The sequence below is a fragment of the Zemynaea arenosa genome (assembly GCF_004614185.1).
In the GTDB taxonomy this organism is placed as follows: domain Bacteria; phylum Pseudomonadota; class Gammaproteobacteria; order Burkholderiales; family Burkholderiaceae_D; genus Telluria; species Telluria arenosa.
The window spans coordinates 36322-59666 of record NZ_SPVF01000218.1; the positions used below are offsets into that span (position 1 = coordinate 36322).

A 23345-nucleotide genomic window follows, 5' to 3' on the forward strand; every position below is an offset into this window, starting at 1 on the left:
CCAACAAAGTTCCCCCGCTGCGGCGTTGATGCCGCAGCGGGGGAATTTGCGCGCGCCCGAGATTGACGTTTAAGCAAGAGGAGCCTTACTATTCCCCGACACATTTCGTGGGGAACATTCTTGAAGATCCGCTCCTTGCCGCTGCTCCTGCTGCCCGCCCTGCTGTGGCTCGCGCCGCCGGCCACGGCAGCCTCGCTGGCCCGCGCCGGCCAGACCTGCCACTTGCCGGGCATGGAAGAAGGCCTGCGCTGCCTCACCGTCGCCGTCCCGTCCAGCTACGCCGCGCCCGGTGGCGCGCAGATCAAGCTGCACGTCACCATCGCGCCCGCGTTCCGCGAAACACCCAAGGCCGACCCGCTGTTCGTGCTGGCCGGCGGTCCCGGCGAGGGCGGCTCCGACCTGCTGCCCCTGCTGGACCGGGTGTTCTCCCGCGTGCGCGCCACCCGCGACATCGTGCTGATCGACCAGCGCGGCACCGGCCTGTCCGGCAAGCTCGATTGCCCCAGCAAGCCGAACGAAGAAATCATGTCCGAAGAGCAGGCCGAGGCCGACCTCATGGACTGCATCGCCCGCCTGAACAAGCCGCTGGGCGACTACACCACCGCCAACGCCGTGCAGGACATCGAACGGGTGCGCACCACGCTCAAGCTCGGCCCGATCAACCTGTGGGGCGGCTCCTACGGCACCCGCCTGGGCCAGGCCTATCTCCGCGCCTTCCCCGCAAACGTCCGCGCCGCGGTGCTGGACGGCGTGGCCGCGCCGGACCAGGTAATCCCGGCCGGCGGCAAGGACGCGCAAGCGGCGCTGGACGCCCTGTTCACCCAGTGCGCCGCCGACCAGGCCTGTCACGGCGCCTACCCCAATCTGCGCCAGGAATTCGCGGCGCTGCTGGAGAAGGTCGGCCACGGCAACCTGGAACTGGATGTGGCAGACCCGCGCACCGCCCAGCAGCGCAAGCTGAAGATGACCAACACGCGCTTCCTTGGCACCGTCCACTCGATCCTGTACAACCCGGTCACCAGCCGCAGCCTGCCGTTCCTGCTGCACAGCGCCTACACGGGCCGCTGGGAGCCGTTCGTCACGCGCAGCAATGCGATGAGCGACTTCTCCACCGACACCTCGATCGCCACGGTCATGCACCTGGCCGTGGTGTGCGCGGAGGACGTGCCGCGCCTGACGCCGGAACTGGCCAATGAAGACGCCAAGGGCTCTTTCATGAGCACCGGCCTGCTGAAGGACCGCGCGCGGATGTGCGAGGCGATGAAGGTGCCCGCCGCGCGCTGGAGCCCGCCCACCCGCATCGACGCGCCGGTGCTGATGTTCTCCGGCGGCCTCGATCCGGTCACGCCGCCGCGCCGCGCGCAGGCAGCCGCAAAGGACATGAGCCACGTCCAGCACTTCGTGGTCGCCAACGCGGGCCACGGCATCTCGACGCTCGGCTGCGCGCCGCGCCTGATCCGCGAATTCCTGGACCAGCCCACGCGCACCCTGAACGGCGCCTGCCTCAAGGACATCCCGACCGCCAGCTTCCAGATCGGCCCCGCCGGTCCCCAACCTTAATTAGGTCCCAAGACTCCATGATTGAAGTCCGAGACGTACGCAAATCCTTCGGGGATGTCAAAGCCCTCAAAGGCGTGAGCTTCACCGCACGCGACGCGCAGATCACCGCCCTGCTGGGCCCCAACGGCGCCGGCAAGACCACCCTCCTCCGCACCTTGGTCGGCCTGCTGCGCCGGGACGCCGGCAGCATCGCCATCGACGGCGTCGACCCACAGCAGGACCCGATGAGCGTCCGCCGCAACATCGGCTTCCTCACCGACCAGTTCGGGCTGTACGAGCGCCTGTCCACGCGCGAGTACCTGGCCTACTTCGGCCAGTTGAACGGCATGTCCAAGCCCGACATCGCCCGCCGCATCGACCAAGTGACCGAGCTGCTCGGGATGGAGGACATCGTCAACCGCCGCTCGAAGGGCTTCTCGCAGGGCCAGCGCATCAAGGTCGCGCTGGCGCGCACGCTGCTGCACAAGCCGCGCCACCTGCTGCTCGATGAACCGAGCCGCGGCCTGGACGTGATGAGCACCCGCGCCCTGCGCCGCGCCTTGGTGCTGCTGCGCGAGCAGGGCTGCTGCGTGATCATGGCCACTCATGTGATGCAGGAAGTGACCCACCTGTGCGACGACGTGATCGTGATCGCGCAGGGCCAGTCCGTGGCCCAGGGCACTCCGCAACAGCTGTGCGAGCGCACCGGCATCGCCAGCCTGGAAGACGCATTTGTGAGCCTCGTCGGCGAAGAAGGGATTGTGGCATGACATCGCGCGCACTGGTGGTCCTGTTCAAGGAACTGAGAGAGGCTCTGCGCGACAAGCGCGCCCTGTCGCTGCTGGCCCTGTTCGTGGTGATGTACCCGGCGATCATCGGCTTCACCCTCAACCGCATCATCGACAAGGCGGGCAGCCCGGAACGCGAAGGCATCCAGTTGACGGTGGTCGGCAGCGAGTACGCGCCCACTCTGATGGCGCAGCTGAAGCAGAAGAACGTGATCGTCACCCCGCACGCGCCGCTGGACGAGCAGGCCACCACGGACCTGCTGCGCACCGCGAAGACGGTCGCGGTGCTGAAGATCGATGCAAAGTTCGTCGAGAACTACGCCGCCATGCGTCCTGCGCGCGTGGAGCTGTGGTACGACTCCGCCATCGACAACGGCCGCAAGATCGACGAGGTGGAGAACGTCCTGCGCGAGTACACCTCGCGCATCGCCCAGGCGCGCCTGTTGGCGCACGGCGTGTCGCCGGTGACGCTGGTCCCGGTCACGGTGCAGAAGTACGACACCGGCACCAGCGCCTCGCGCTCCGCCATGATCATCGGCGCCATGCTGGGCAGCTTCTTTATCCCCGCCTTCATCTTCTGCCTGTCTACCGCGGTCGACACCACCGCCGGTGAGCGCGAGCGCCGCTCGCTGGAAGTGCTGATGGCGCAGCCGGTGTCGCCGGCCCAGCTGGTGTTCGGCAAACTGGGCGCGGCCACCGTGCTGTCCGCGGTCGGCCTGACGCTGGAACTGGTGATCGCGCACGCCATCCTCAAGTGGCTGCCGCTGGAGGAAATCGGCCTGTCCTGGCGCCTGACCACCGCGGACCTCACTTTCGCGATCCTCGCCAGCCTGCCTTTGTGCCTGTTCGCGGCGGCCTTCGAGATCGCGCTGGCGATGAACGCCAAGTCCTTCAAGGAAGCGCAGAGCACCCTGAGCTTCGCGATTCTGGTGCCGATGCTGCCGCTGATCCTGATCCCGATGCTGGACCTGCAGACCGCGACCTGGATGTACGCCGTGCCGGTGCTGTCCAATATGACGCTGCTGCGCGAGCTGTCCAAGGGCGCGGACATCGGCCTGCTGCATTACACCCTCACCGCCGCCGGTTCGCTGGTGGTCGCCCTGCTCTGCTACGCCTTTGCGGCGGTGCGCATGAAGAGCGAAAAATACGTCCTCGCCGTTTAAGAAAGCCGCAATGTCCGATCCAGTCAACACCCCGTCCCTGCTCTCCAAGCACCGCATCGAAGCGCTGGTGGACGGCATCTTTGCCATCACCATGACGCTGCTGGTGATCGAATTGCGCCTGCCCGAGCACGGCGAACTGGCGCGCACCGAGGTGCCGCATGCGGTGGCTGCGCTGATCCCGACCATCATCGCGTGGATCATCAGCTTCTTCGTGCTGGCGATTTTCTGGGTCGGCAACCACCGCCTGCTGGCCCTCGCGCGCCATTCGGACCTGGGACTGGTGTGGATCACCATCCTGATGCTGGCCGGGGCGACGCTGATGCCGTTCGCGACTTCGCTCAACAGCCAGCATGCGAGCCCGTTCTCGCAGTCGGTGTATGCATTCGTGATGATCTGGCTGGCCCTCTCCACCATGCTGACCGCACGCCACCTGCACCGCCACCCGGAGCTGTGCGCCCACCCGGTCTCGCGTGGCGCCTACTACGCGGCGCAGGTGCGCAGCGGCGTGGTGGTGGCCGTGGCCCTCGGGACGGTGTTGATCAGCTATGTGGTCTACCCGGGCATGGCCAACATGGCGTTCGCGCTGCTGTTCTTCGTGCGCCCGCTGGGCAACCGGGTGCAGGCCAAGTACGACCGGCTGGATCGAGCCGCCGCCAGCGAGCCCGCGCCCGCGCCAGTACAATAGTCCGATCGATTCACTACGATACGACGTTCGGAGAACTGCAATGGAAGTCAAGGTCAGCTGGAACGGCCCTTCGGGGATGAGCTTTCGCGCCCAGACCGGGTCGGGCCACCTGGTGGCCATGGACGGCGCGCCCGAGGGCGGTGGCCACAACCTGGCGCCGCGCCCGATGGAGATGGTGCTGGTGGGGACCGGCGGCTGCACCGCCTACGATGTGGTACTGATCCTCAAGCGCGGCCGCGAGGACGTGCGCGGCTGCGACGTGACGCTGCAGGCGGAACGGGCGGAAACCGATCCGAAGGTCTTCACGCGGATTAACTTCCACTTCGTGGTGACGGGGAAGAACCTGAAGCACGCCGCTGTCGAACGCGCGATCCATCTCTCGCACGACAAGTACTGCTCGGCGACCATCATGATGGCCAAGACGGCCACCATCACCACATCCTTCGAGATTGTGGAAGCCTAAATGTAGTAGGCGGTGGTCGTCATCACCTTGGACGCCGCCTGCATCGCCAGCCGCACCGGAAACGGCAGGTCGACCCCGCCCATGTCGCGTGCCGCCTGCCCGTGCTCGATCTCGTCATCCCGCATCTGCCGCACGATGGCGCGCGACTTGTCGTCCTGCGGCGGCAGCTTGTCGAGATGCCCGTTCAAGTGGGTCTCCACCTGCCGCTCCGTCTCGGACACAAAGCCCAAGCTTTTGGCATCGCCGAGCAGCGCCGCCGCCGTGCCGATCGCATAAGCGCCTGCATACCACAGCGGATTCAATAAGCTGGTGCGCGACCCGAGTTCTTCCACGCGCTGCGCGGTCCAGGCCAGATGGTCTTCTTCTTCGCGGCTGGCGCGCTCCAGCTGCTGCTTGATCTCCGGCGAGCGCGCGAAGCGGCCCTGCGAGTCGTACAGCGCCTGGGCACACACCTCGCCCACATGGTTCACGCGCATCAGGCCTGCCGCGTGGCGCTTTTCGTCGTCGGTCAATTCCGCATCGGCCGCATGCGCCGCCGGGTTGGGACGCGACGCGGTATGCACGCCCGCGATCACGCGCACGGCTTTGTCGATGTTGCAGATCAGGGTATCGAAGGGGTTGAAGTGTCGATTCGTCATGATGGAAGGATTATAAGTCCCCGGCCGCGGGCGCCGCGCCCTTCTGGTCCTTCTGTTCTTTCTGCTCTTTCTGCCGCTCGATCCAGTCGTGCAGCGGACCTTCGGCCGGAATCCCCGAGATGTTCTTGGCCACGCCAAGATTGAGGGACAGCAGGAAGGGGATGGTCTCCGCCGGCACCTCCGGGCAGTGCGCATGGAAGGCCTCCTGGAAGCGCGGCGCCTGCAGCACCGGCAGCACCTTCTCGCCGCTCATGAACTGCAGCACGCTGGTGATGCTGTGGCCCTTGCCGACCGACTGGTAGATGAAGCGGTTGTATTCGCGATCGAGCTTCTTGAAGTCGAGCGCCTCCTCGGTCATGAGGCCCTTCAGGTAATACAGACCGAGAGCCACGCGGAAGTAGCCCAGCGATTCATCCACCGTGCGGCCCAGCCGCGTCACCGTCAGTACATTGGCCTTGATACGCTCGTCCATGGGGACATTATCCAACAAATATCACGCTTTATCACCCTGATGGGTGCGCACGGGCCGCCGCGCCTTGCATGGCGGGAGGCCCGCTGCTACGCTTGCAGTTTTGCCAAGCGGCACCAGAATCCTCGCGGACTGGGACCGCGATTGTGCAGTCTGGGGCACGGAATCGGCGGCGCATCGCACAAGGACAGTGTGCCTGCGCCCGGTCCCCTACAATGCCACCATCCAAAGAAGTCCGACTGGAGCCAGAATGGAATTACGCATCCGCAACCTGTCCAAGACCTACGCCAACGGCGTGGTCGCGCTGGACAAGGTGTCCCTGACCATCCCCACCGGGATGTTCGGCTTGCTCGGCCCAAACGGTGCCGGTAAGTCCACGCTGATGCGCACTCTGGCCACCTTGCAGGAATGCGATTCCGGGTCCGTCTTTTTAGGCGACATCGACGTCCTCGATGAAAAGGACGAGGTGCGTAAGATCCTCGGCTACCTGCCGCAGGACTTCGGCGTCTACCCCAAGGTCACCGCCTACGAGCTACTGGACCACTTCGCGGTCCTGAAGGGCATCTCGCACCGCGCCCGCCGCCGCGAGGTGGTGGACGGCCTGCTCCAGCAAACCAACCTGTTTGAAGTGCGCCATCAGCGCCTCGGTGGCTTCTCGGGCGGCATGAAGCAGCGCTTCGGCATCGCCCAGGCCCTGCTGGGCGACCCGCAGCTGATCATCGTGGACGAACCCACCGCGGGCCTGGACCCGATGGAACGGGTGCGCTTCCATAACCTCCTTTCCGATATCTCGGCCGAGAAGACGGTGCTGCTGTCCACCCACATCGTGAGCGACGTGGCGGACCTGTGCTCCAACATGGCCATCATCAACAAGGGCAAGGTCCTGCTGTGCGGCGAGCCGCAGCAGCTGGTGTTCGACATCGACGGCAAGATCTGGGCGCGCTTCGTCTCCAAGCAGGAACTGCCGATCTTCCAGAAGAACCATGCGGTGATCTCGACCCGCCTGCTGGCCGGCCGCACCCTGATCCACGTGTACGCGGACGAAGACCCGGGCGACGGCTTCGAGGACATCGCCGGCGACCTGGAAGACGTCTACTTCGCCACCATCACCGGCCGCAATACCTCGGCACTCGCCGGCGCCGTCTGTTAAGGCAAGGACCGCACGCATGTTCGAGATTGCACGGTTCGAGGCGCGGCAGCGGTTCAAGCTCCTGTCCACCTGGGTCTACTTCGGGATGTTCCTGGCGCTGTCCATGCTGTGGATGGCGGCGGCGGGTGGCGTGTTCAAGGACGCCATCGTCACCTTTGGCGGCAAAGTCTTCATCAACGCCCCGCGCTCGATCGAGCTGACCGCGGCCTTCCTCGGCAGCCTCGGTGTGATCGTGGTGGCGGCCATGATGGGGCGCGCGGTCCAGCAGGACTTCGAGTACGACATGCACCACTTCTTCTTCAGTGCGCCGATCCCGAAGTCCGCCTACATGTTCGGGCGCCTGCTGGGCGCGTGGCTGGTGCTGTGCGTGGTGTTCTCCTCCATCGTGCTGGGTTCCTGGCTGGGCGCCTTCATCCCGGGCATCGACCCGGAGCGGGTCGGCCGCATGGACCTGGGCATGTACGCCCTGCCCTACCTGCGCGTGCTGCTGCCCAATCTCTTCATCTTCGGTTCCATCTTCTTCGTGCTGGCCGCGCTCACGCGGCGCATGCTGCCGGTGTACGTGGCCAGCGTCGTCATGCTGGTCGGGTACATCGTGGCGCCCTCGCTGGCGCGCGACCTGGATTACAAGACCCTGGCCGCATTGATCGACCCCTTCGGCACCACGGCCCTGATCCGCATGACGGAGTACTGGACGATCGCCGAAAAGAACGCACGCATGATCCCGTTCGAAGGCGTGTTCCTGCTGAACCGCGCGATCTGGATGGGCTTCTCGGCCGTGGTCCTGATGCTGGGCTACTGGCGCTTCCATTTCGTGGGCAACGTCGATACCCGCGGGCGCGCGGTCGGCAACGAATCGGATCTCCCGGTCCACCTGACCCGCACGGCCCTCAACATCCACACCCGCCCGGACTTCGCGGCGCGCAGCCTGGGCATGATCTTCCTGCAGTCCACCTGGCTCAATCTGCGCGAAGCGGTCAAGAACGTCTACTTCGTGGTGATCGCGCTGGCTGGGGCGCTGACGGTGCTGGCCCTGTCGGTCAACATGGGTTCCCTGTACGGCGTGAACACCTACCCGGTGACCTACCAGGTACTGGAGGCGATCAGCGGCCCGTTCTCGCTGTTCATGCTGGTCATCACCACGTTCTACGCGGGCGAGATGGTGTGGCGCGAACGCGAGGCCCGCCTGGCGCAGCTGCTGGACGCACTCCCCATCCCGAGCTGGCTGCCGCTGCTGTCCAAGACCCTCGCGCTGGTCGGCCTGCAGGCGGTGATGCTGGCGATCCTGATGGTGTGCGGCCTGCTGATCCAGCTGTTCAAGGGCTGGTTCCACTTCGAATTCGGACTGTACCTGCAGGACCTGTTCCTCATCATGCTGCCGCAGTACGCGCTGACGGCGGTGCTGGCGGTGACGCTGCAGGTCATCGTCAACAACAAGTACATGGCCTACTTCGTGATGATCCTGTACTACGTGGCGACCATCACTTTCAGCTCGCTGGGCCTGGACCATCCGCTGATCCTGTACGGTAGCATCCCCGAGATCACCTATTCGGACATGAACAAGTGGGGCCACTTCCTGGTGCGCGAGCGCTGGTTCCTGTTGTACTGGGCGGGTGCCGCGGCGCTGCTGCTGGTGGTCTCGCTGGTGCTGTGGCCGCGCGGGCTGAATGAAGGCTTCCGCGCCCGCCTCCAGGAGGCGCGCCACAGCCTGACCCCGGGCGTGATGGCCAGCTTCGCCGCCGCGCTGGCGGTGTTCCTCGGTGTCGGTGGCCTGATCTTCTACAACCTGCACGTGAGCGACTACCAGACCGCCTGGCGCAAGGACGAACTGCGGGCCGAGTACGAGCGCCTGTACAAGCGCTACGCGGTTGCCGCACAGCCGCGCATCACGGATGTGAAGATCGCGGCGGACATCTATCCGCAGCAGCGCACCCTGGGCATCCGCGGCACCTATCAGCTGGAGAACAAGACCGCGCAGCCGGTCACGCAGATCTACCTGTCGCAGGACCGGGATGCCGACATCAAGGCCATCTCCTTCGGCCAGCCGGTGCAGCGCGCGATCATGGACCGCCAGCGCGGCTTCTATGCCTACACGCTGTCCAAACCCCTGCAGCCGGGCGCGCGCATGCAGCTCGACTTCACCCTGCGCTACGAGCCCAAGGGCATCCTCGGCCTGGGGCTCGATACGCCGGTGGTGGAGAATGGCACCTTCTTCAACAGCTTCGTGATGCCGCACATCGGGTACCAGCAGGCTGCGGAACTGGTGGATGACCGCGACCGCAAGCGCCATGGCTTGACGCCCAAGGAGCGCTCGCTCCCACGCGACGATCCCAAAGGCCTGGCCGACAACTACATCGGCAACGACGCGGACTGGGTGAGTTTCGATGCGGTGGTGAGCACCAGCGCCGACCAGATCGCGGTGGCGCCGGGCACGCTGGAGCAGGAATGGACCGAGAAGGGCCGGCGCTATTTCCACTACAAGATGGACAAGCCGATCCTGAACTTCTACGCCTTCCAGTCCGCGCGCTACGAGGTGCGCCACGACCGCTGGCAGGACGTGGCCATCGACGTCTACTACCACAAGGCCCACGACTACAACGTGGACCGCATGATCCGCAGCGTGAAGGCCTCGCTCGAGTACTACACGGCCAACTTCAGCCCCTACCAGCACAAGGTGGTGCGGATCGTGGAGTTCCCGCGCTATGCGACTTTCGCGCAGTCCTTCCCGAACACGATCCCCTATTCGGAAGCGATCGGCTTCATCGCGGACGTCAACGACAAGGACCCGAAGAGCATCGACTTCCCGTTCTACGTGACGGCACACGAGGTGGCGCACCAGTGGTGGGCGCATCAGATCGTGGGCGGGAACACGCGCGGCTCGACGGTGCTGTCCGAAACGCTGGCCGAATACTCGGCGCTGATGGTCATGAAGCGCACCTACGGCGGAGCCAAGATGCGCCGCTTCCTGCGCTATGACCTGGACAAGTACCTGATGGGCCGCGCGGTGGAGAACAAGAAGGAGCTGCCGCTGGCGCAGAATGAGAACCAGGACTACATCCACTACCGCAAGGGCAGCCTGGCGATGTACCTGCTGCAGGACCTGATCGGCGAGGACACCGTCAACAAGGTGCTGCACGACCTGCTGGCGCAGCACGCCTTCAAGGCTGCGCCCTATCCGAGCGTGTCGGCGCTGGTGGACGCACTGCGCATGGCCACGCCGGCGGACAAGCAGTACCTGATCGACGACCTGTTCGAGAACATCGTCCTGTACGAGAACCGCGCCGAGACGGCGGTCGCCAAGAAGCGCGCGGACGGCAAGTACGACGTCACCATCAGCGCGGTGGCGGGCAAGCTGCGCGCCGACGAACTTGGAGCCGAGAAGGAGATGCCGCTCAAGGACTACATCGAGTTCGGCGTGGACGACCGCGATGGCAATCCGCTCACCCGCGAGCGGCGGCTGGTGGACCGCAAGGCCGTCACCGTCACGCTGACCGTCAGCGGGCGCCCGGCCAAGGCGGGCATCGACCCCGACAACAAGCTCATCGACCGCAAGCCGCGCGACAACATGGTGGACGTGGAAGTCCGCTGACCGGATCGCCGCAGGACCGCTGACGGGACCGCTGAGCTCGCTCAGCGGTCTTGGATTGCAGGCAGGAAACGCTGAACTGCGTGCCCCACCCCACAGACACCCCAGCAGTGTCCGCCCGACAATGGCGGAGCCGCCCCCGCGCGGCTCTGTCCAACCTAACCGGGAGACGCGCCATGAACTTCGAGATCAAGATCCGTGAACGCCGGACCGACAGGCAAGCCGAGGCGCTGGTCCAGCACGCGCTCGCGCTGCGCTCGATCACGGGGCCCGTGGATGCCATCGAACACATGGTGAAGGGAGGCATCCCGCGCGCAGTGATCGAGCGGATCATCTCGGCCGGGGCCAGAAACCGGCGCCCGTCCGCGCTGTCGATGGTGCAGCTGCTGTGGAAGCTGGAACGCAGCCAGAGCATCGTGCGCTGGAAGGACGTGGAGGAGGACTAAAACAAAAGGCCGGCGCACAGGCCGGCCTTCATGGTCACGCTGCCGCGCTGCCGCGACGCCCCCAACTCAGGCCTTCTTCGCGGCGGCCTTCTTCGCGGCAGGCTTCTTGGCTGCCGCCTTGGCGGCCGGCTTCTTCGCCGCGGCCTTGGCGGCCGGCTTGGCCGCTACCGCGGTATCGCCGCCTTCCGCACCTTCCTCCGGCGCCGCGGCAGCCGCCTTGCCCTTGGCCGCCGGCTTGGCCTTGCGCTCCTCGAACTCGAAGCTGATCTTGCCGTCCTTGCCGCGCACCAGGAAAGCCTTGAACGGCCGGCGCGTGCGCTGCGAGATGAAGCCCGGCAGCAAGTCGGTCTTGCCGTCATTGAGCAGCTTGGCCATCTGCTCCGGCAGGATCTCCTGCTGCAGGATGATGCGGCCGCTGCGGAAGTCGCAGGTCTTGGGCTTGGCGACACTGTGTTCGCACACATAGGCCAGACCCATTTCGTACACGCCCGCCTGGCACTTAGGGCAGGCGCCCAGCGGGGTCTGGCCGGTGAAGTCCACGCCCTCGCCGCCTTCGCCTTCTTCGTCGTTCTGGCCGAAGTCGAATTCCAGCTTGTAGTTCTTGACGTCTTCGTCCTTCACGATGCGCAAGATGGCCGCGAATGGACGGCCCATCTTGGAGCGGAAGCCCTGCAGCGGACCGATGGTGCGGTTGGTCAGCAGTTCTTCCACTTCGGCGATCTCGAACTGGCGGCCACCCGGCACCTTGGTCATCGAGAATTCGCAGCGGGTGCAGGCGAACCGACGGTAGTTTTCCTTGACCACGCCACCGCAGTTCGGGCACGGCGACGTCAAAGTCGCGTAGTCGCCCGGGATGGTGTCGTTGTTATATTCCTTGGCGCGCTTGACGATAATCTGCGTCATCTGCGCGATCTCGCGCATGAATTCCTCGCGCGAGATCTTCCCGCGTTCCATCTGCGAGAGCTTGTATTCCCATTCGCCGGTCAGTTCCGGCGCGGTGAGTTCGTCCACGCCCAGGCCGCGCAAGAGCGTCATCAGCTGGAAGGCTTTCGCGGTCGGCATCAGCTCGCGGCCTTCGCGCAGCAGGTACTTCTCGCCCAGCAGGCCTTCGATGATGGCCGCGCGCGTGGCCGGGGTACCCAGACCCTTGCCCGCCATCGCGTCGCGCAGCTCGTCGTCTTCCACCAGCTTGCCCGCGCCTTCCATCGCCGACAGCAGCGTCGCTTCGGTGTAGCGCGCGGGCGGCTTGGTGACCAGGCCATTCGCGCTGACCTTCTCGGTCAAGACCTTCTCGCCTTTCTGTACCGGCACCAGAGTGCCCGCGTTGTCCTTGTCGTCGCTGACCGCGTCCTTGCCGTAGATGGCCATCCAGCCGGCGTTGGTCATCACCTTGCCCTCGGTCTTGAACTTGTGGCCCGAGACTTCGGTGTAGCGCGTGGTGACCTGGAATTCCGCGGCCGGGAAGAACACGGCCATGAAGCGGCGCGTCACCAGGTCGTACAGCTTCTGCTCCGGCTCCGACAGGTTCTTCGGCACGATGCCGGTCGGGATGATCGCGAAGTGGTCCGAGATCTTGGCGTTGTCGAAGATACGCTTGTTCGGCTTGACCCAGCCTTTGTCGAGGATCTGCTTGGCGAACTGGTGGTAGTTCGCGTTCTCCTTCAGCACCTCCATGGTCTGCATCACGGTGCTGATGTAGTCCTCCGGCAGGTGGCGCGAATCGGTACGCGGGTAAGTCAGCACCTTGTGCTTCTCGTACAGCGCCTGGGCCAGGCCCAGCGTGTTCTTGGCCGAGAAGCCGAAGCGGCCATTGGCCTCGCGCTGCAGCGTGGTCAGGTCGAACAGGCCCGGCGACATCGAGGTGGTCGGCTTCGATTCCTCGGTGACGTTGCCCGGCTTGCCCTTGCAGGCCATGGCGATGGTGTCGGCGGCGGCCTTGCTCCACAGGCGCTCGGCGCGCTTCTCGGGATCGGTCTCGTCCTTCTTGAATTTGTCGTCCAGCCAGCGGCCTTCGTACACGCCGGCAGCGCACACGAATTCCGCCCGCACTTCCCAGTAGTCGCGCGGGACGAACTTCTTGATCTTCTCTTCGCGCTCGACCACGATCGACAGGGTCGGCGTCTGCACGCGGCCCACGGTGGTCAGGTAGAAGCCACCCTCTTTCGAATTGAAGGCGGTCATGGCGCGGGTGCCGTTAATGCCGATCAGCCAATCGGCCTCGGAGCGGCAGCGCGCGGCGTCGGCCAGCGGGAGCATCTCTTCGTCGGTGCGCAGGTGGCCAAAGGCGTCGCGGATCGCGGCCGGCGTCATCGACTGCAGCCATAGGCGCTTGACCGGCTTCTTCACGTTCGCGTTCTGCGCGATCAGGCGGAAGATCAGCTCCCCCTCGCGCCCCGCGTCGCAGGCGTTGATCAGGGAGGTGACGTCCTTGCGCTTGATGAGTTTATTGAGGACCTTGAGGCGCGACTCGGTCTTGGCGATCGGGTTCAGCGCAAAGTACGGCGGAATCATCGGCAGGTGGGTGAAGGTCCACTTGCCGCGCTTGACGTCGTGCTCTTCCGGGACCGCGATCTCCAGCAGGTGGCCGATCGCGGACGAGAGCACGTACTCGTCCGACTCGAAGTACTCATCGTACTTGGTGAAGCCGCCAAGGGTCTTTGCGATGTCGTTCGCGACCGAGGGCTTCTCCGCGATGATGAGGGCTTTGGTCATAAAATTTCCGTTGTACTTTGTGTAACGTTCGATTTGGGAGCGGCCAATGATAAGCGGGTTGGGATGAAATCCGCAAGTCGGCCCCGTTTGGGATGGCGGTTCGGGAAATCCGGAAAAACAAAGCGCGCCTCGGAGGGCGCGCTCTATATATTAGGCAGAGACCGGTCAGTGCAGCAGGCGGGGCGCCTGCTCGTCGTCCGCGCCGAACAGGTCGTCGAACATCAGCGCATCCGGCTCGCGGCCCTGGGACCAGAGCAGCATCAGCACGATGATCTTGAGCTTGGAGAGGCCGACCGGCGATTCGTCCAGCGCCAGTGCACGTTCGACTACGATCTCGCGCTGGCTGGAGGACAGCACGCCCGCGCTTTCGAGGAACTGGATGAAGCCGACCGCGTCGTTGCCGAGCGCGTCGTACTCCTGCTGGACGTAGAAGCGGGTGCCGGTGGACAGGACGTCCGCGGTGCTGGCGCCGGCCATTTCGGCCAGGTCCGTCAGCCACACGAGCGCCTCGGAAATCTCCACGTCGTCGAAACCGACCGCGGACAATTTGCGTGCCAAGGCAGCCGGCTCGGGGCATGCGTCCGGACGGTAGTACGTCTCGTAGAGATAAACCAGAATATCGAACATGGCTCTACTCTAGCAGCATAGCTCGCGCGAATACAAGTCCCACACTGTCACGCGCCCAGACGCACCGTTCTAAAGATTCCACCCGGTAAACGCTCGATCAGCCCCTCCAGCTCCAAGCTCAATAACTGGGTGTTCACAAAAGCGGGGTCCAGGCCGGTATGCAGGGCGATGTCGTAGGCATTCGATGCCGCCCCGTCTAGCAGCTCCAGCAATTGATTGTGCGTCTGAGCATGCTGGAACATCTGTGGCGCATTCGGTACAGCGCCGGGGCGGTGCAGTTCTTCCAGGACATCGGCGGCGCAGTCGACCAGTTTGGCGCCCTGCTTGATCAGGCGGTGGCAGCCTTTGGACAGGGCGGCGTGGATCGAGCCGGGGATGGCGAGCACATCCCGTCCCTGGTCGGCCGCCATGCGGGCGGTGATCAGCGAGCCCGATTGCGCGGCGGCCTCCACCACCAGCACCGCCTTCGACATCCCGCTGATGATCCGGTTGCGGCGCGGGAAGTTGCTGCTGTCCACCCGCGTGCCGAGGCGGAACTCGCTGACGATGCAGCCCTGCTCGGCGATCAGGTGGGCCAGCCCCCGGTTCCGCGCGGGGTAGACCACGTCCACGCCGGTCCCGACCACCGCGATGGTGGACCCGAGCCCTTGCAGGGCGCCCGCGTGAGCGGCGGCATCGATGCCCAGCGCGAGGCCGGACACGATGGTGACCCCGCATTCGCTCAGCGCCTGTGCGAAGGCCTGCGCGGTGCGCACGCCCTGCACGCTGGCATTGCGGCTGCCGACGATGGCCAGGCAATCGCGCGCGTTCAGGCGGGCCGCGTCGCCGCGTGCATACAGCACGGCGGGCGGATCGGGAATCTGCTTGAGGACGGCGGGATAGGCCGGGTCGGCCAGCGTGAGCACCTGCTGGCCGGGCTGGCCATGCCAGGCCAGTGCCTGCTCGACCGCGCGCTCGGCCTCGGACGGTAGCGGCTCCAGCAGTGCGCGCGCGGCCCGCTCCTGCGTGACGACAGGCCGCAGCTCGGCATAGCTGGCGGACAGGATGCGCTCAGGAGTGTCGAAGCGTTCCAGCAGGCGCTGGAGCGTGAGGGCGCCGACGCCCGGCGTTTCCGCCAGGCGCAGCCAGAGCGCCAGATCGGCGCCCGGAGTGTCAACGATGTTGGGGTCCGTGTCCTGCACGGCATGGCCTCACTCAGGTGATTTGGCCATGTCCCCTATTTCGACGGGCTGGTTGACTTCCATGATCAAGCCGTACGAGACGTTCTTGAACACACGGAAGACGAACAAGGTGCCGTAGCGTTCTTCCGGCAGCGTCATCTTCTCGCCACCGAAGCCCAGCAGGCCCTTGCGGGTCGGATCGGTCATGGTCTTCGCAGCATGGTACAGATGCAAAACGGAGCCGATGTCGAGTCCATCAATCGTGCCCCGGTTGACAAGTACGATCTGGTTCTGCGAAGCGTAGTTGATGCCGCCGTGGATCTGCACCACGCGCGCCTCGCCGCGCAGCTCGGCCGGGTGCGGCACGTAGTTGATGATGGGCGACGGCGGCGCCGGCAGCAGCAGGTCGCCGACACCGATCTCTTCCTTGGCGTTGCTGACGGTGAAGATGCTGGCTTCGCTGGCGTTCTTGGCCGGCGTGCTCAGGGTGACGGTGCCCAGGTAATACGCCTCGTAGGCCACCAGCTTTTTGGCCACCGGATCGATCACCGGTTCCTTCTGGCGGAACACCTGGAAGGTCGTCCCGCCTTTCAAGTCGCCCCGCACGTAGAGCTTGTCGCCGGAGCCGACGAAGTAGCGGTTGTCCGGCATCGCCACCACGCGCGGCGCGCTGTTCATCTCGTTCTCGCCCACCACCAGGTGCTGGGCCAGGAAGGGTTCGATCATGTCGGCGCGGATGGACGGGATGGCGTCACGGCCCAGGCCTTCAGTGCGGATCTGCGGCGCCAGGCGGACCACCGGCGGATCGCCCGCGCGGCCGCCGGCCCCGGCACCAGCGCCACTGCCCGGCGGGGTCAGCGACAGGCGCTTGTTGGCGCGGTCGAAATAGATAATCTGGCCCGGGTAGATCCAGTGGGGGTTGCGGATCTCGTCCTTGTTCATGCCCCACACGGTCGGCCAGCACCACGGGTGTTCGAGGAAAGTGCCGGAAATATCCCACAGGGTGTCGCCGCGCACGACCTTGTGCTGGTCCGGAGCATTCGGTTTGAACTCGCAGCTGGCCGCTTGTGCCGGGCTCGCGGCGGCTACGGCCGCGAACAGCGCGCCGGCCAGCCAGCCAGCGGGTATGCTAAAATTTTTCATTGAGATGTCCGCGCTGACCGCAGAAAAGATTGCCATACTGGATCAAATTCTGCCCCTAAATCCTTGAATGAGCAAGGTAAAGCGCACTTCGGCGGTCCTTGGGACTGTTGCGTTTTTGTTGATTCACGGCATCTTTTACCTCTGAACACATGGCATTCCTGAATATCCTTCGCTATCCCGATCCCCGCCTGCACAAGGTGGCCAAGCCGGTCACGGCCTTTGACGCCCGCCTGGAGCAGCTCGCCGCCGACATGGCCGAGACCATGTACGAGGCGCCCGGCATCGGCCTGGCCGCGACCCAGGTGGACGTGCACGAGCGCGTGATCGTGATCGACATCACGGAAACGAAGGATGACTTGACCGTGTTCGTCAATCCCGAGATCGTCTGGGCCAGCGAAGAGAAGCAGGTCTACGACGAAGGCTGCCTGTCGGTGCCCGGCATCTACGACGGTGTCGAGCGCCCGGCGCGCGTCAAGGTGCGCGCCCAGGACGTGAAGGGCCAGCCGTTCGAACGCGAGTGCGACGGCCTGCTGGCCGTGTGCATCCAGCACGAGATGGATCACCTGATGGGCAAGGTGTTCGTGGAATACCTGTCGCCCCTGAAGCGCAACCGCATCAAGAACAAGCTGCTCAAGGAAGAGCGCGCGCAGGACAAGAGTGCGCAGCGCCGTGCCGCGGGTGGCCGCTGACGCTACCTCGGCCGCTCACCGCGCGGCCTCTCGTGGGGGTTCCCGATGAAAGTTGTGTTCGCCGGTACGCCGGAGTTTGCTGCTGTCGCGCTCGACGCGCTGCTCGCGGCCGGCTTCCAGATTCCCCTGGTGCTGACCCAGCCGGACCGTCCGGCCGGCCGCGGCATGCAGTTGCACGCGTCGGCGGTCAAGCAGCTGGCCCTGCAGCATGGGATCGAGGTACTGCAGCCGCTGTCGCTGCGCATGGACGCCAAGGACCCGCAGCGCGCCGCCGAAGCCAGTGCCGCCCACGAGCGGCTGCTGGCGACCGACTATGACGTGATGGTGGTCGCCGCCTACGGCCTGATCCTGCCGCGCTCCACCCTCGACATCAAGCCCTGCATCAACATCCACGGGTCCCTGCTGCCGCGCTGGCGCGGCGCCGCGCCGATCCACCGCGCCATCGAGGCCGGGGACGAGCAGACTGGCGTCACCATCATGGAGATGGAGGAAGGGCTGGACACCGGCCCGATGCTGCTGATCGAACGGATCGCCATCGAACCGGCCGATACCACGGCGAGCCTGCATGACAAGCTGGCCGCGCTCGGCGGCGACATGATCGTGCGCGCCCTGCGCCGCATCGAGGAAGGCCGGCTGGAAGCTGTGCCCCAGCCCGCCACCGGCGTGACTTACGCCGCCAAGATCAGCAAGGAAGAAGCGGCGCTCGATTTCGACCTCTCCGCTGTCGAGCTGTGCCGCAAAATCCGCGCCTTCAACCCCTTCCCCGGCGCCCACGGCCTGGTCAACGACGTCCCGATCAAGATCTGGCAGGCCGAAGCGCTGGACGCCGACAGCGACAGCCTGCCCGGCACCGTGCTCGCGGCTGATGCCACCCACGGCATCATCATTGCCTGCGGCAAAGGCACGCTGCGCCTGCACGAACTGCAAAAGCCCGGCGGCAAGCGCCTCCCCGCCCTCGAATTCCTCAAGGGCTTCCCGCTCGAAGAGCAGATCTTCGACTGACCTGCCCGCCCGCTGACGGACCGTATGGACGTGCGAAAGCGCGCGTGACGCTGAGGCGTCCGCGCGCGTCAGCCGAGGTGGCTGGTCAGCGGTGGGCTTAGTTGGTGGCGGCCGCGGCGGCTGCCTTGCGGGTCTCCATGTGCTCGCGCAGCACCTGGTTGATGCGGGTCTGGTAACCCGGCCCTTCGGACTTGAACCACTCCAGCATGTCCACGTCGAGGCGGATCGTCACGATCTGCTTGACTGCATTGCCGCTCGATTTGCTGGGAGCAGTGGTGGTTTCGTGGCGGACGGTCACTGGGGCGTCCCAGCTTGTTTCAAAATCTTTGTTCATTTCGGATTTCCCCTAGGCTTCGTTGCGCCCCTCCCCGTAACGTTGGTTGGGTTAGCGAGGTGGTGCCAACATTGCAAAATGCTGTCGTTGGCTGGCGACAAGATGTATTGTCGTCCTTCCTTGTATCAACGTGATTGCCAAAACGCCGGGTTTTTGTAACGTAATGTATCAACTGGATGGATAAATACATTGCGATACAAACTGGCCGCCCAAACCGGTTCCAGCCGGTTCCGCGGCCAGAATTGGCCGGCCGAAACCGCTCGCCCTTGGGCACGGTATAATTTCCCTCTTCCCCCCAGCACACTTGGCCTCCCATGACCACCGTCCGCCCCGCCCCCAAGACCGAACAGCAGCTGCGCGAGATCCTGTCCCGCCGCATCATGATCCTGGATGGCGCCATGGGCACGGTCATCCAGCAATACAAGCTGACCGAGGCCGATTACCGCGGCGAGCGCTTTGCCGATTTCGCCGCGCCGGAAGGCAGCGGGGCGCGTGAGCTGTTCGTCAAGGGGAACAACGAGCTGCTGACGCTGACCCGTCCCCACGTGATCGGCGAGATCCACGAGCGCTACCTGGCGGCCGGCGCGGACATCATCGAGACCAACACCTTCGGCGCCACCACCGTCGCCCAGGACGACTACCACATGGGCCACCTGGCCTATGAAATGAACGTGGCCGCGGCGCAGCTGGCCAAGGCCGCCTGCCTGAAATACAGCACGCCGGACAAGCCCCGCTTCGCCGCCGGCGCCCTCGGCCCGACGCCCAAGACCGCATCGATCTCGCCCGACGTGAACGACCCGGGCGCCCGCAACATCACCTTCGACCAGCTGGTCGCGGCCTACCACGAACAGGTGCGCGGCCTGGTGGACGGTGGCGCCGACCTGCTGCTGGTCGAGACCATCTTCGACACCCTGAACTGCAAGGCCGCCCTGTTCGCGATCGACCTGTATTTCGAAGAGCACCCCGACAAAGAGCGCCTGCCGCTGATGATCTCGGGGACCGTCACCGACGCCTCCGGCCGCATCCTGTCCGGCCAGACCGTGCCCGCCTTCTGGAACTCGGTGCGCCACGCCAAGCCGCTGACCATCGGCCTCAATTGCGCGCTCGGCGCCGCCCTGATGCGCCCCTACGCCGAGGAGCTGTCGCAGATCGCCGATACCTTCGTCTGTATCTACCCGAACGCCGGCCTGCCCAACCCGATGAGCGACACTGGCTTCGATGAACTGCCGGCCGACACTTCCTCTCTGCTGCGCGAATTCGCCGACGCAGGCTTCATCAACGTCGCGGGCGGCTGCTGCGGCACCACGCCGGAACACATCGGCGCGATCGCGCAGATGCTGGCCGAAGTGACGCCGCGCGCGGTGCCCGAGGTGCCGGTGGCGCTGCGCCTGTCCGGCCTGGAACCGTTCACCGTCTACGACGAATCGCTGTTCGTGAACGTCGGCGAGCGCACCAACGTCACGGGCTCCAAGGCCTTCGCCCGCATGATCCTCAACGAGCAGTACGACGAGGCCTTGTCGGTGGCGCGCCAGCAGGTGGAGAACGGCGCCCAGGTCATCGACATCAACATGGACGAAGCGATGCTGGACTCCGTCGCCGCCATGACGCGCTTCCTGAACCTGATCGCTTCCGAGCCGGACATCTCGCGGGTGCCGATCATGATCGACTCGTCCAAGTGGTCGGTCATTGAAGCGGGCCTCAAGTGCGTGCAGGGCAAGGCCATCGTCAACTCGATCTCGCTGAAGGAAGGCGAAGAGGAATTCATCCGCCAGGCCCGCCTGTGCCGCCGCTATGGCGCCGCCGTGATCGTGATGGCCTTCGACGAGCAGGGCCAGGCCGACACCTTCGCGCGCAAGACCGAGATCTGCGCCCGCGCCTACAAGGTGCTGACCGAGAAGGTCGGATTCCCGCCGGAAGACATCATCTTCGACCCGAACATCTTCGCGATTGCCACCGGCATCGAAGAGCACAATAACTACGCGGTCGACTTCATCGAAGCCACGCACTGGATCCGCCAGAACCTGCCGCATGCGAAGGTGTCCGGCGGCGTCTCCAACGTCTCGTTCTCCTTCCGCGGCAACGACCCGGCGCGCGAGGCGATCCACACGGTGTTCCTGTACCACGCCATCAAGGCCGGGATGACGATGGGGATCGTCAACGCCGGCATGGTCGGCGTCTACGACGACCTGCCCGCCGAGCTGCGCGAGCGTGTGGAAGACGTGGTGCTGAACCGCCGCGAGGACGCCACCGAGCGCATGATCGAATTTGCGGGCACTTTGAAGGCTGGCGGCAAGCAGCAGGAGCAGAACCTCGAATGGCGCGACGCACCGGTCGAGAAGCGCCTGTCGCACGCGCTGGTGCACGGCATCACGAACTGGATCGTCGAGGACACCGAAGAGGCGCGCCAGGCCGTGGCCGCGCGCGGGGGCCGCCCGATCCACGTGATTGAAGGCCCGCTGATGGACGGCATGAACGTCGTCGGCGACCTGTTCGGCCAGGGCAAGATGTTCCTGCCGCAGGTGGTCAAGTCCGCGCGCGTGATGAAACAGGCGGTGGCCCACCTGATCCCGTTCATCGAAGCGGAGAAGAAGGAAGAAGAAGCCCGCACCGGCATCGTCGCCAAGCCGAAAGGGAAGATCGTGATCGCCACCGTCAAGGGCGACGTGCACGACATCGGCAAGAACATTGTTTCGGTGGTCCTGCAGTGCAATAACTTCGAAGTCGTGAACATGGGCGTGATGGTGCCGTGCTCCGAGATCCTCGCGCGCGCCAAGGTGGAGAACGCGGACATGATCGGCCTGTCGGGCCTCATCACCCCGTCGCTGGAAGAGATGGCGCACGTGGCGCGCGAGATGCAGCGCGATGAGCACTTCCGCATGATGAAGATTCCGCTCTTGATCGGTGGCGCCACCACCTCGCGTGCGCACACCGCCGTGAAGATCGCGCACAACTACGAGGGCCCGGTGGTGTACGTGCCGGATGCGTCGCGTTCCGTGTCCGTGGCCCAGGCCCTGCTCTCGCCCGAGCAGCGCGATGGCTACCTGGATGAGATCCGCACCGACTACGACCGCATCCGCGAGCAGCACGCCAGCAAGAAGGCGCTGCCGATGGTGACGCTGGAGCAGGCCCGCGCCAACAAGACGCGGCTGGACTACGCACCGGTGAAGCCCAAGTTCATCGGCCGCCGCGTCTTCAAGAACGTGGACCTGGCGACACTGGCCCAGTACATCGACTGGGGTCCGTTCTTCCAGACCTGGGACCTCGCGGGCCCCTACCCGGCCATCCTGAAAGACGAGGTGGTCGGCGAGGCGGCATCGAAGGTCTTTGAAGAAGGCCAGGAGCTGCTGCGCAAGATCATCGAAGGCCGCTGGCTCACCGCCAACGGCGCCATCGCCCTGCTGCCTGCCAACTCGGTCAACGATGACGACATCGAGATCTATACCGACGACACCCGCAGCGAAGTCGCATTCACGTGGTACGGCCTGCGCCAGCAGGGCGTCAAGCCGGTGGTCGATGGCGAACAGCGCCCCAACCAATGCCTGGCCGATTTCATCGCGCCGAAATCGAGCGGCAAGGCCGACTACATCGGCCTGTTCGCGGTGACCGCGGGCCTGGGCATCGAGAAGTACGAGAAGCGCTTCGAAGAGGCGCACGACGACTACTCGTCCATCATGCTCAAGGCCCTGGCGGACCGTCTTGCCGAAGCCTTCGCCGAGTACCTGCACGAGCGCGTGCGCCTGGACCTGTGGGGCTATGCGGCCGACGAGAAGCTGTCCAACGAACAGCTGATCAAGGAAGAGTACAAAGGGATTCGCCCCGCTCCGGGCTACCCGGCCTGCCCGGAGCACACCATCAAGGCGGACCTGTTCCGCGTGCTGCAGGCCAGCGAGATCGGCATGGAGCTGACCGAGTCGTTCGCAATGTATCCGGGCGCCGCGGTGTCAGGCTTCTACCTCGCGCACCCGGAGTCGAAGTACTTCGTGGCCGGGAAGATCGGCGCGGACCAGGTCGAGGACATGGCCGCGCGCCGTGGCGTCTCTAAGCAGGACTTGGAGCGCTGGCTCGCGCCGAATCTGTGATGTCGTCTGCTGGGGGCAGGATGTCCTCCAGCAGGGTCGAATTCGCAGGCAAGTCGCGCTGCAGGCGCTTGAGCGCGTGCGCGGTGAGTGTCGCGTAGGCGCTCATGTTGTCCGCCACGTGGCGGGTCATCCAGTTCCAGCCTTCGTCGGTCTCGCGCAGCCACACACGCCCTTCGTCGAATGACTCCGGCAAAGCATCGAGCTCCCCTTTCACCAGGATCTGCGGCGACGGTCCCCACAGGTAGGGCGGCGGCGGCTGGCGCGTCCACGCGTATCCGTTGTTGACCGCGTACTCGTGGTTGTGGCGGAAGGTCAGGTCCACGATCTCGTGCACCGTCATGGACGGATCGGCCGATTCGATCCAGCAGTGAAAGGCGCCACCGGCCGGATTGGCGAAGGCCGTGTTGTCGATCAGGCGGATCATCTGCCCGCCCCCGCAGTCGATCACCGCCAGCCCGGCCACCGGCCGGTACACGCGGTTGAAGACGATGCTGATCAGGTTCGACCCGACCACCGCGTGCACATGGCACAAAGAGCTGTACCGGTCGGGATACAGCTCGCGCAGCACACCGTTCACGGACGCCGCGATAAGGGATTGAATGGACTTGGCCATGCGTGGTGACACCGTTAATTCTGTTGCATAGGCAGGACGCCCCCGTCCCGCCTTCCCTC

General features: G+C 65.2%; 19 protein-coding genes. 11 read left to right on the forward strand and 8 right to left on the reverse strand.

The features are described 5' to 3' along the window. Positions 1 to 120: 120 nt before the first annotated feature. From E4L96_RS16855 to E4L96_RS16875, 5 genes are read left to right on the forward strand one after another with little or no spacing between them, the layout of a single operon-like run. Complete coding sequence (locus E4L96_RS16855) at positions 121 to 1560, forward strand: alpha/beta fold hydrolase (RefSeq protein ID WP_229414575.1); 1440 nt, start codon at positions 121 to 123, stop codon at positions 1558 to 1560. Positions 1561 to 1577: 17 nt separating this feature from the next. After that, positions 1578 to 2309 (forward strand): ABC transporter ATP-binding protein, encoded by a 732-nt coding sequence (locus E4L96_RS16860; RefSeq protein WP_135208374.1) that lies wholly within the window; start codon positions 1578 to 1580, stop codon positions 2307 to 2309. Further along, positions 2306 to 3490 carry an ABC transporter permease gene (locus E4L96_RS16865; protein WP_135208375.1) on the forward strand — a complete coding sequence of 395 codons (1185 nt, stop codon included), beginning with the start codon at positions 2306 to 2308 and terminating at the stop codon, positions 3488 to 3490. The genes E4L96_RS16860 and E4L96_RS16865 overlap by 4 nt, the downstream gene beginning before the upstream one ends. A gap of 10 nt (positions 3491 to 3500) precedes the next feature. Then, a complete protein-coding gene (locus tag E4L96_RS16870; RefSeq protein WP_135208376.1) occupies positions 3501 to 4175 on the forward strand; it encodes a TMEM175 family protein in 675 nt (224 codons plus the stop codon). A 40-nt stretch (positions 4176 to 4215) separates the two neighbouring features. Then, a complete protein-coding gene (locus tag E4L96_RS16875) occupies positions 4216 to 4638 on the forward strand; it encodes an OsmC family protein (protein WP_135208377.1) in 423 nt (140 codons plus the stop codon). Here the strand turns inward: E4L96_RS16875 and coq7 are convergent. Continuing rightward, positions 4635 to 5276 (reverse strand): 2-polyprenyl-3-methyl-6-methoxy-1,4-benzoquinone monooxygenase, encoded by a 642-nt coding sequence (gene coq7 / locus E4L96_RS16880; RefSeq protein WP_135208378.1) that lies wholly within the window; start codon positions 5274 to 5276, stop codon positions 4635 to 4637. The two genes, E4L96_RS16875 and coq7, sit on opposite strands and share 4 nt — an antisense overlap. 10 nt (positions 5277 to 5286) lie before the next feature. After that, positions 5287 to 5748 carry a hypothetical protein gene (locus E4L96_RS16885; protein WP_135208379.1) on the reverse strand — a complete coding sequence of 154 codons (462 nt, stop codon included), beginning with the start codon at positions 5746 to 5748 and terminating at the stop codon, positions 5287 to 5289. Positions 5749 to 5995: 247 nt separating this feature from the next. On the opposite strand from E4L96_RS16885, the gene E4L96_RS16890 reads away from it, so the two are divergent. The 3 genes from E4L96_RS16890 (at position 5996) to E4L96_RS16900 (ending at position 10927) form a co-directional block, all read left to right on the forward strand. Then, positions 5996 to 6895 (forward strand): ABC transporter ATP-binding protein, encoded by a 900-nt coding sequence (locus tag E4L96_RS16890; protein WP_135208380.1) that lies wholly within the window; start codon positions 5996 to 5998, stop codon positions 6893 to 6895. A gap of 16 nt (positions 6896 to 6911) precedes the next feature. After that, positions 6912 to 10484 carry an ABC transporter permease/M1 family aminopeptidase gene (locus E4L96_RS16895; RefSeq protein ID WP_135208381.1) on the forward strand — a complete coding sequence of 1191 codons (3573 nt, stop codon included), beginning with the start codon at positions 6912 to 6914 and terminating at the stop codon, positions 10482 to 10484. 173 nt (positions 10485 to 10657) lie between these two features. After that, positions 10658 to 10927, forward strand: coding sequence for a hypothetical protein (locus tag E4L96_RS16900; RefSeq protein WP_135208382.1), 270 nt, complete (start codon positions 10658 to 10660; stop codon positions 10925 to 10927). Positions 10928 to 10993: 66 nt separating this feature from the next. Here E4L96_RS16900 and E4L96_RS16905 read toward each other — a convergent pair whose 3' ends face one another. From E4L96_RS16905 to E4L96_RS16920, 4 genes are all read right to left on the reverse strand, one after another. Further along, positions 10994 to 13639, reverse strand: a complete 2646-nt coding sequence (locus E4L96_RS16905) for a DNA topoisomerase III (RefSeq protein ID WP_135208383.1) — start codon at positions 13637 to 13639, stop codon at positions 10994 to 10996. A gap of 165 nt (positions 13640 to 13804) precedes the next feature. Then, positions 13805 to 14266, reverse strand: a complete 462-nt coding sequence (locus tag E4L96_RS16910; RefSeq protein WP_135208384.1) for a Smg family protein — start codon at positions 14264 to 14266, stop codon at positions 13805 to 13807. Between the two features lie 47 nt (positions 14267 to 14313). Continuing rightward, entirely contained in the window at positions 14314 to 15447 is a 1134-nt protein-coding gene (dprA, locus tag E4L96_RS16915) for a DNA-processing protein DprA (RefSeq protein ID WP_135208385.1), read from the reverse strand. Between the two features lie 9 nt (positions 15448 to 15456). Continuing rightward, positions 15457 to 16569, reverse strand: coding sequence for a LysM peptidoglycan-binding domain-containing protein (locus E4L96_RS16920; RefSeq protein ID WP_135208386.1), 1113 nt, complete (start codon positions 16567 to 16569; stop codon positions 15457 to 15459). 149 nt (positions 16570 to 16718) lie between these two features. Between E4L96_RS16920 and def the strand changes: the two genes are divergently transcribed. Both def and fmt read left to right on the forward strand, forming a co-directional pair. Next, positions 16719 to 17258 carry a peptide deformylase gene (gene def / locus E4L96_RS16925; RefSeq protein ID WP_135208387.1) on the forward strand — a complete coding sequence of 180 codons (540 nt, stop codon included), beginning with the start codon at positions 16719 to 16721 and terminating at the stop codon, positions 17256 to 17258. A 45-nt stretch (positions 17259 to 17303) separates the two neighbouring features. Next, the gene (gene fmt, locus E4L96_RS16930) at positions 17304 to 18260 is read left to right on the forward strand and encodes a methionyl-tRNA formyltransferase (protein ID WP_135208388.1); all 957 of its coding nucleotides are present in this window, start codon (positions 17304 to 17306) and stop codon (positions 18258 to 18260) included. Between the two features lie 97 nt (positions 18261 to 18357). Here fmt and E4L96_RS16935 read toward each other — a convergent pair whose 3' ends face one another. Next, positions 18358 to 18594 carry a BrnA antitoxin family protein gene (locus tag E4L96_RS16935; protein ID WP_135208389.1) on the reverse strand — a complete coding sequence of 79 codons (237 nt, stop codon included), beginning with the start codon at positions 18592 to 18594 and terminating at the stop codon, positions 18358 to 18360. A gap of 314 nt (positions 18595 to 18908) precedes the next feature. Between E4L96_RS16935 and metH the strand changes: the two genes are divergently transcribed. Continuing rightward, on the forward strand, positions 18909 to 22673 hold the full coding sequence (metH, locus tag E4L96_RS16940; protein WP_135208390.1) for a methionine synthase: 3765 nt from the start codon (positions 18909 to 18911) through the stop codon (positions 22671 to 22673). On the opposite strand, the gene E4L96_RS16945 is transcribed toward metH, so the two are convergent. Next, complete coding sequence (locus E4L96_RS16945; RefSeq protein ID WP_135208391.1) at positions 22633 to 23286, reverse strand: hypothetical protein; 654 nt, start codon at positions 23284 to 23286, stop codon at positions 22633 to 22635. The two genes, metH and E4L96_RS16945, sit on opposite strands and share 41 nt — an antisense overlap. Positions 23287 to 23345 lie beyond the last annotated feature (59 nt).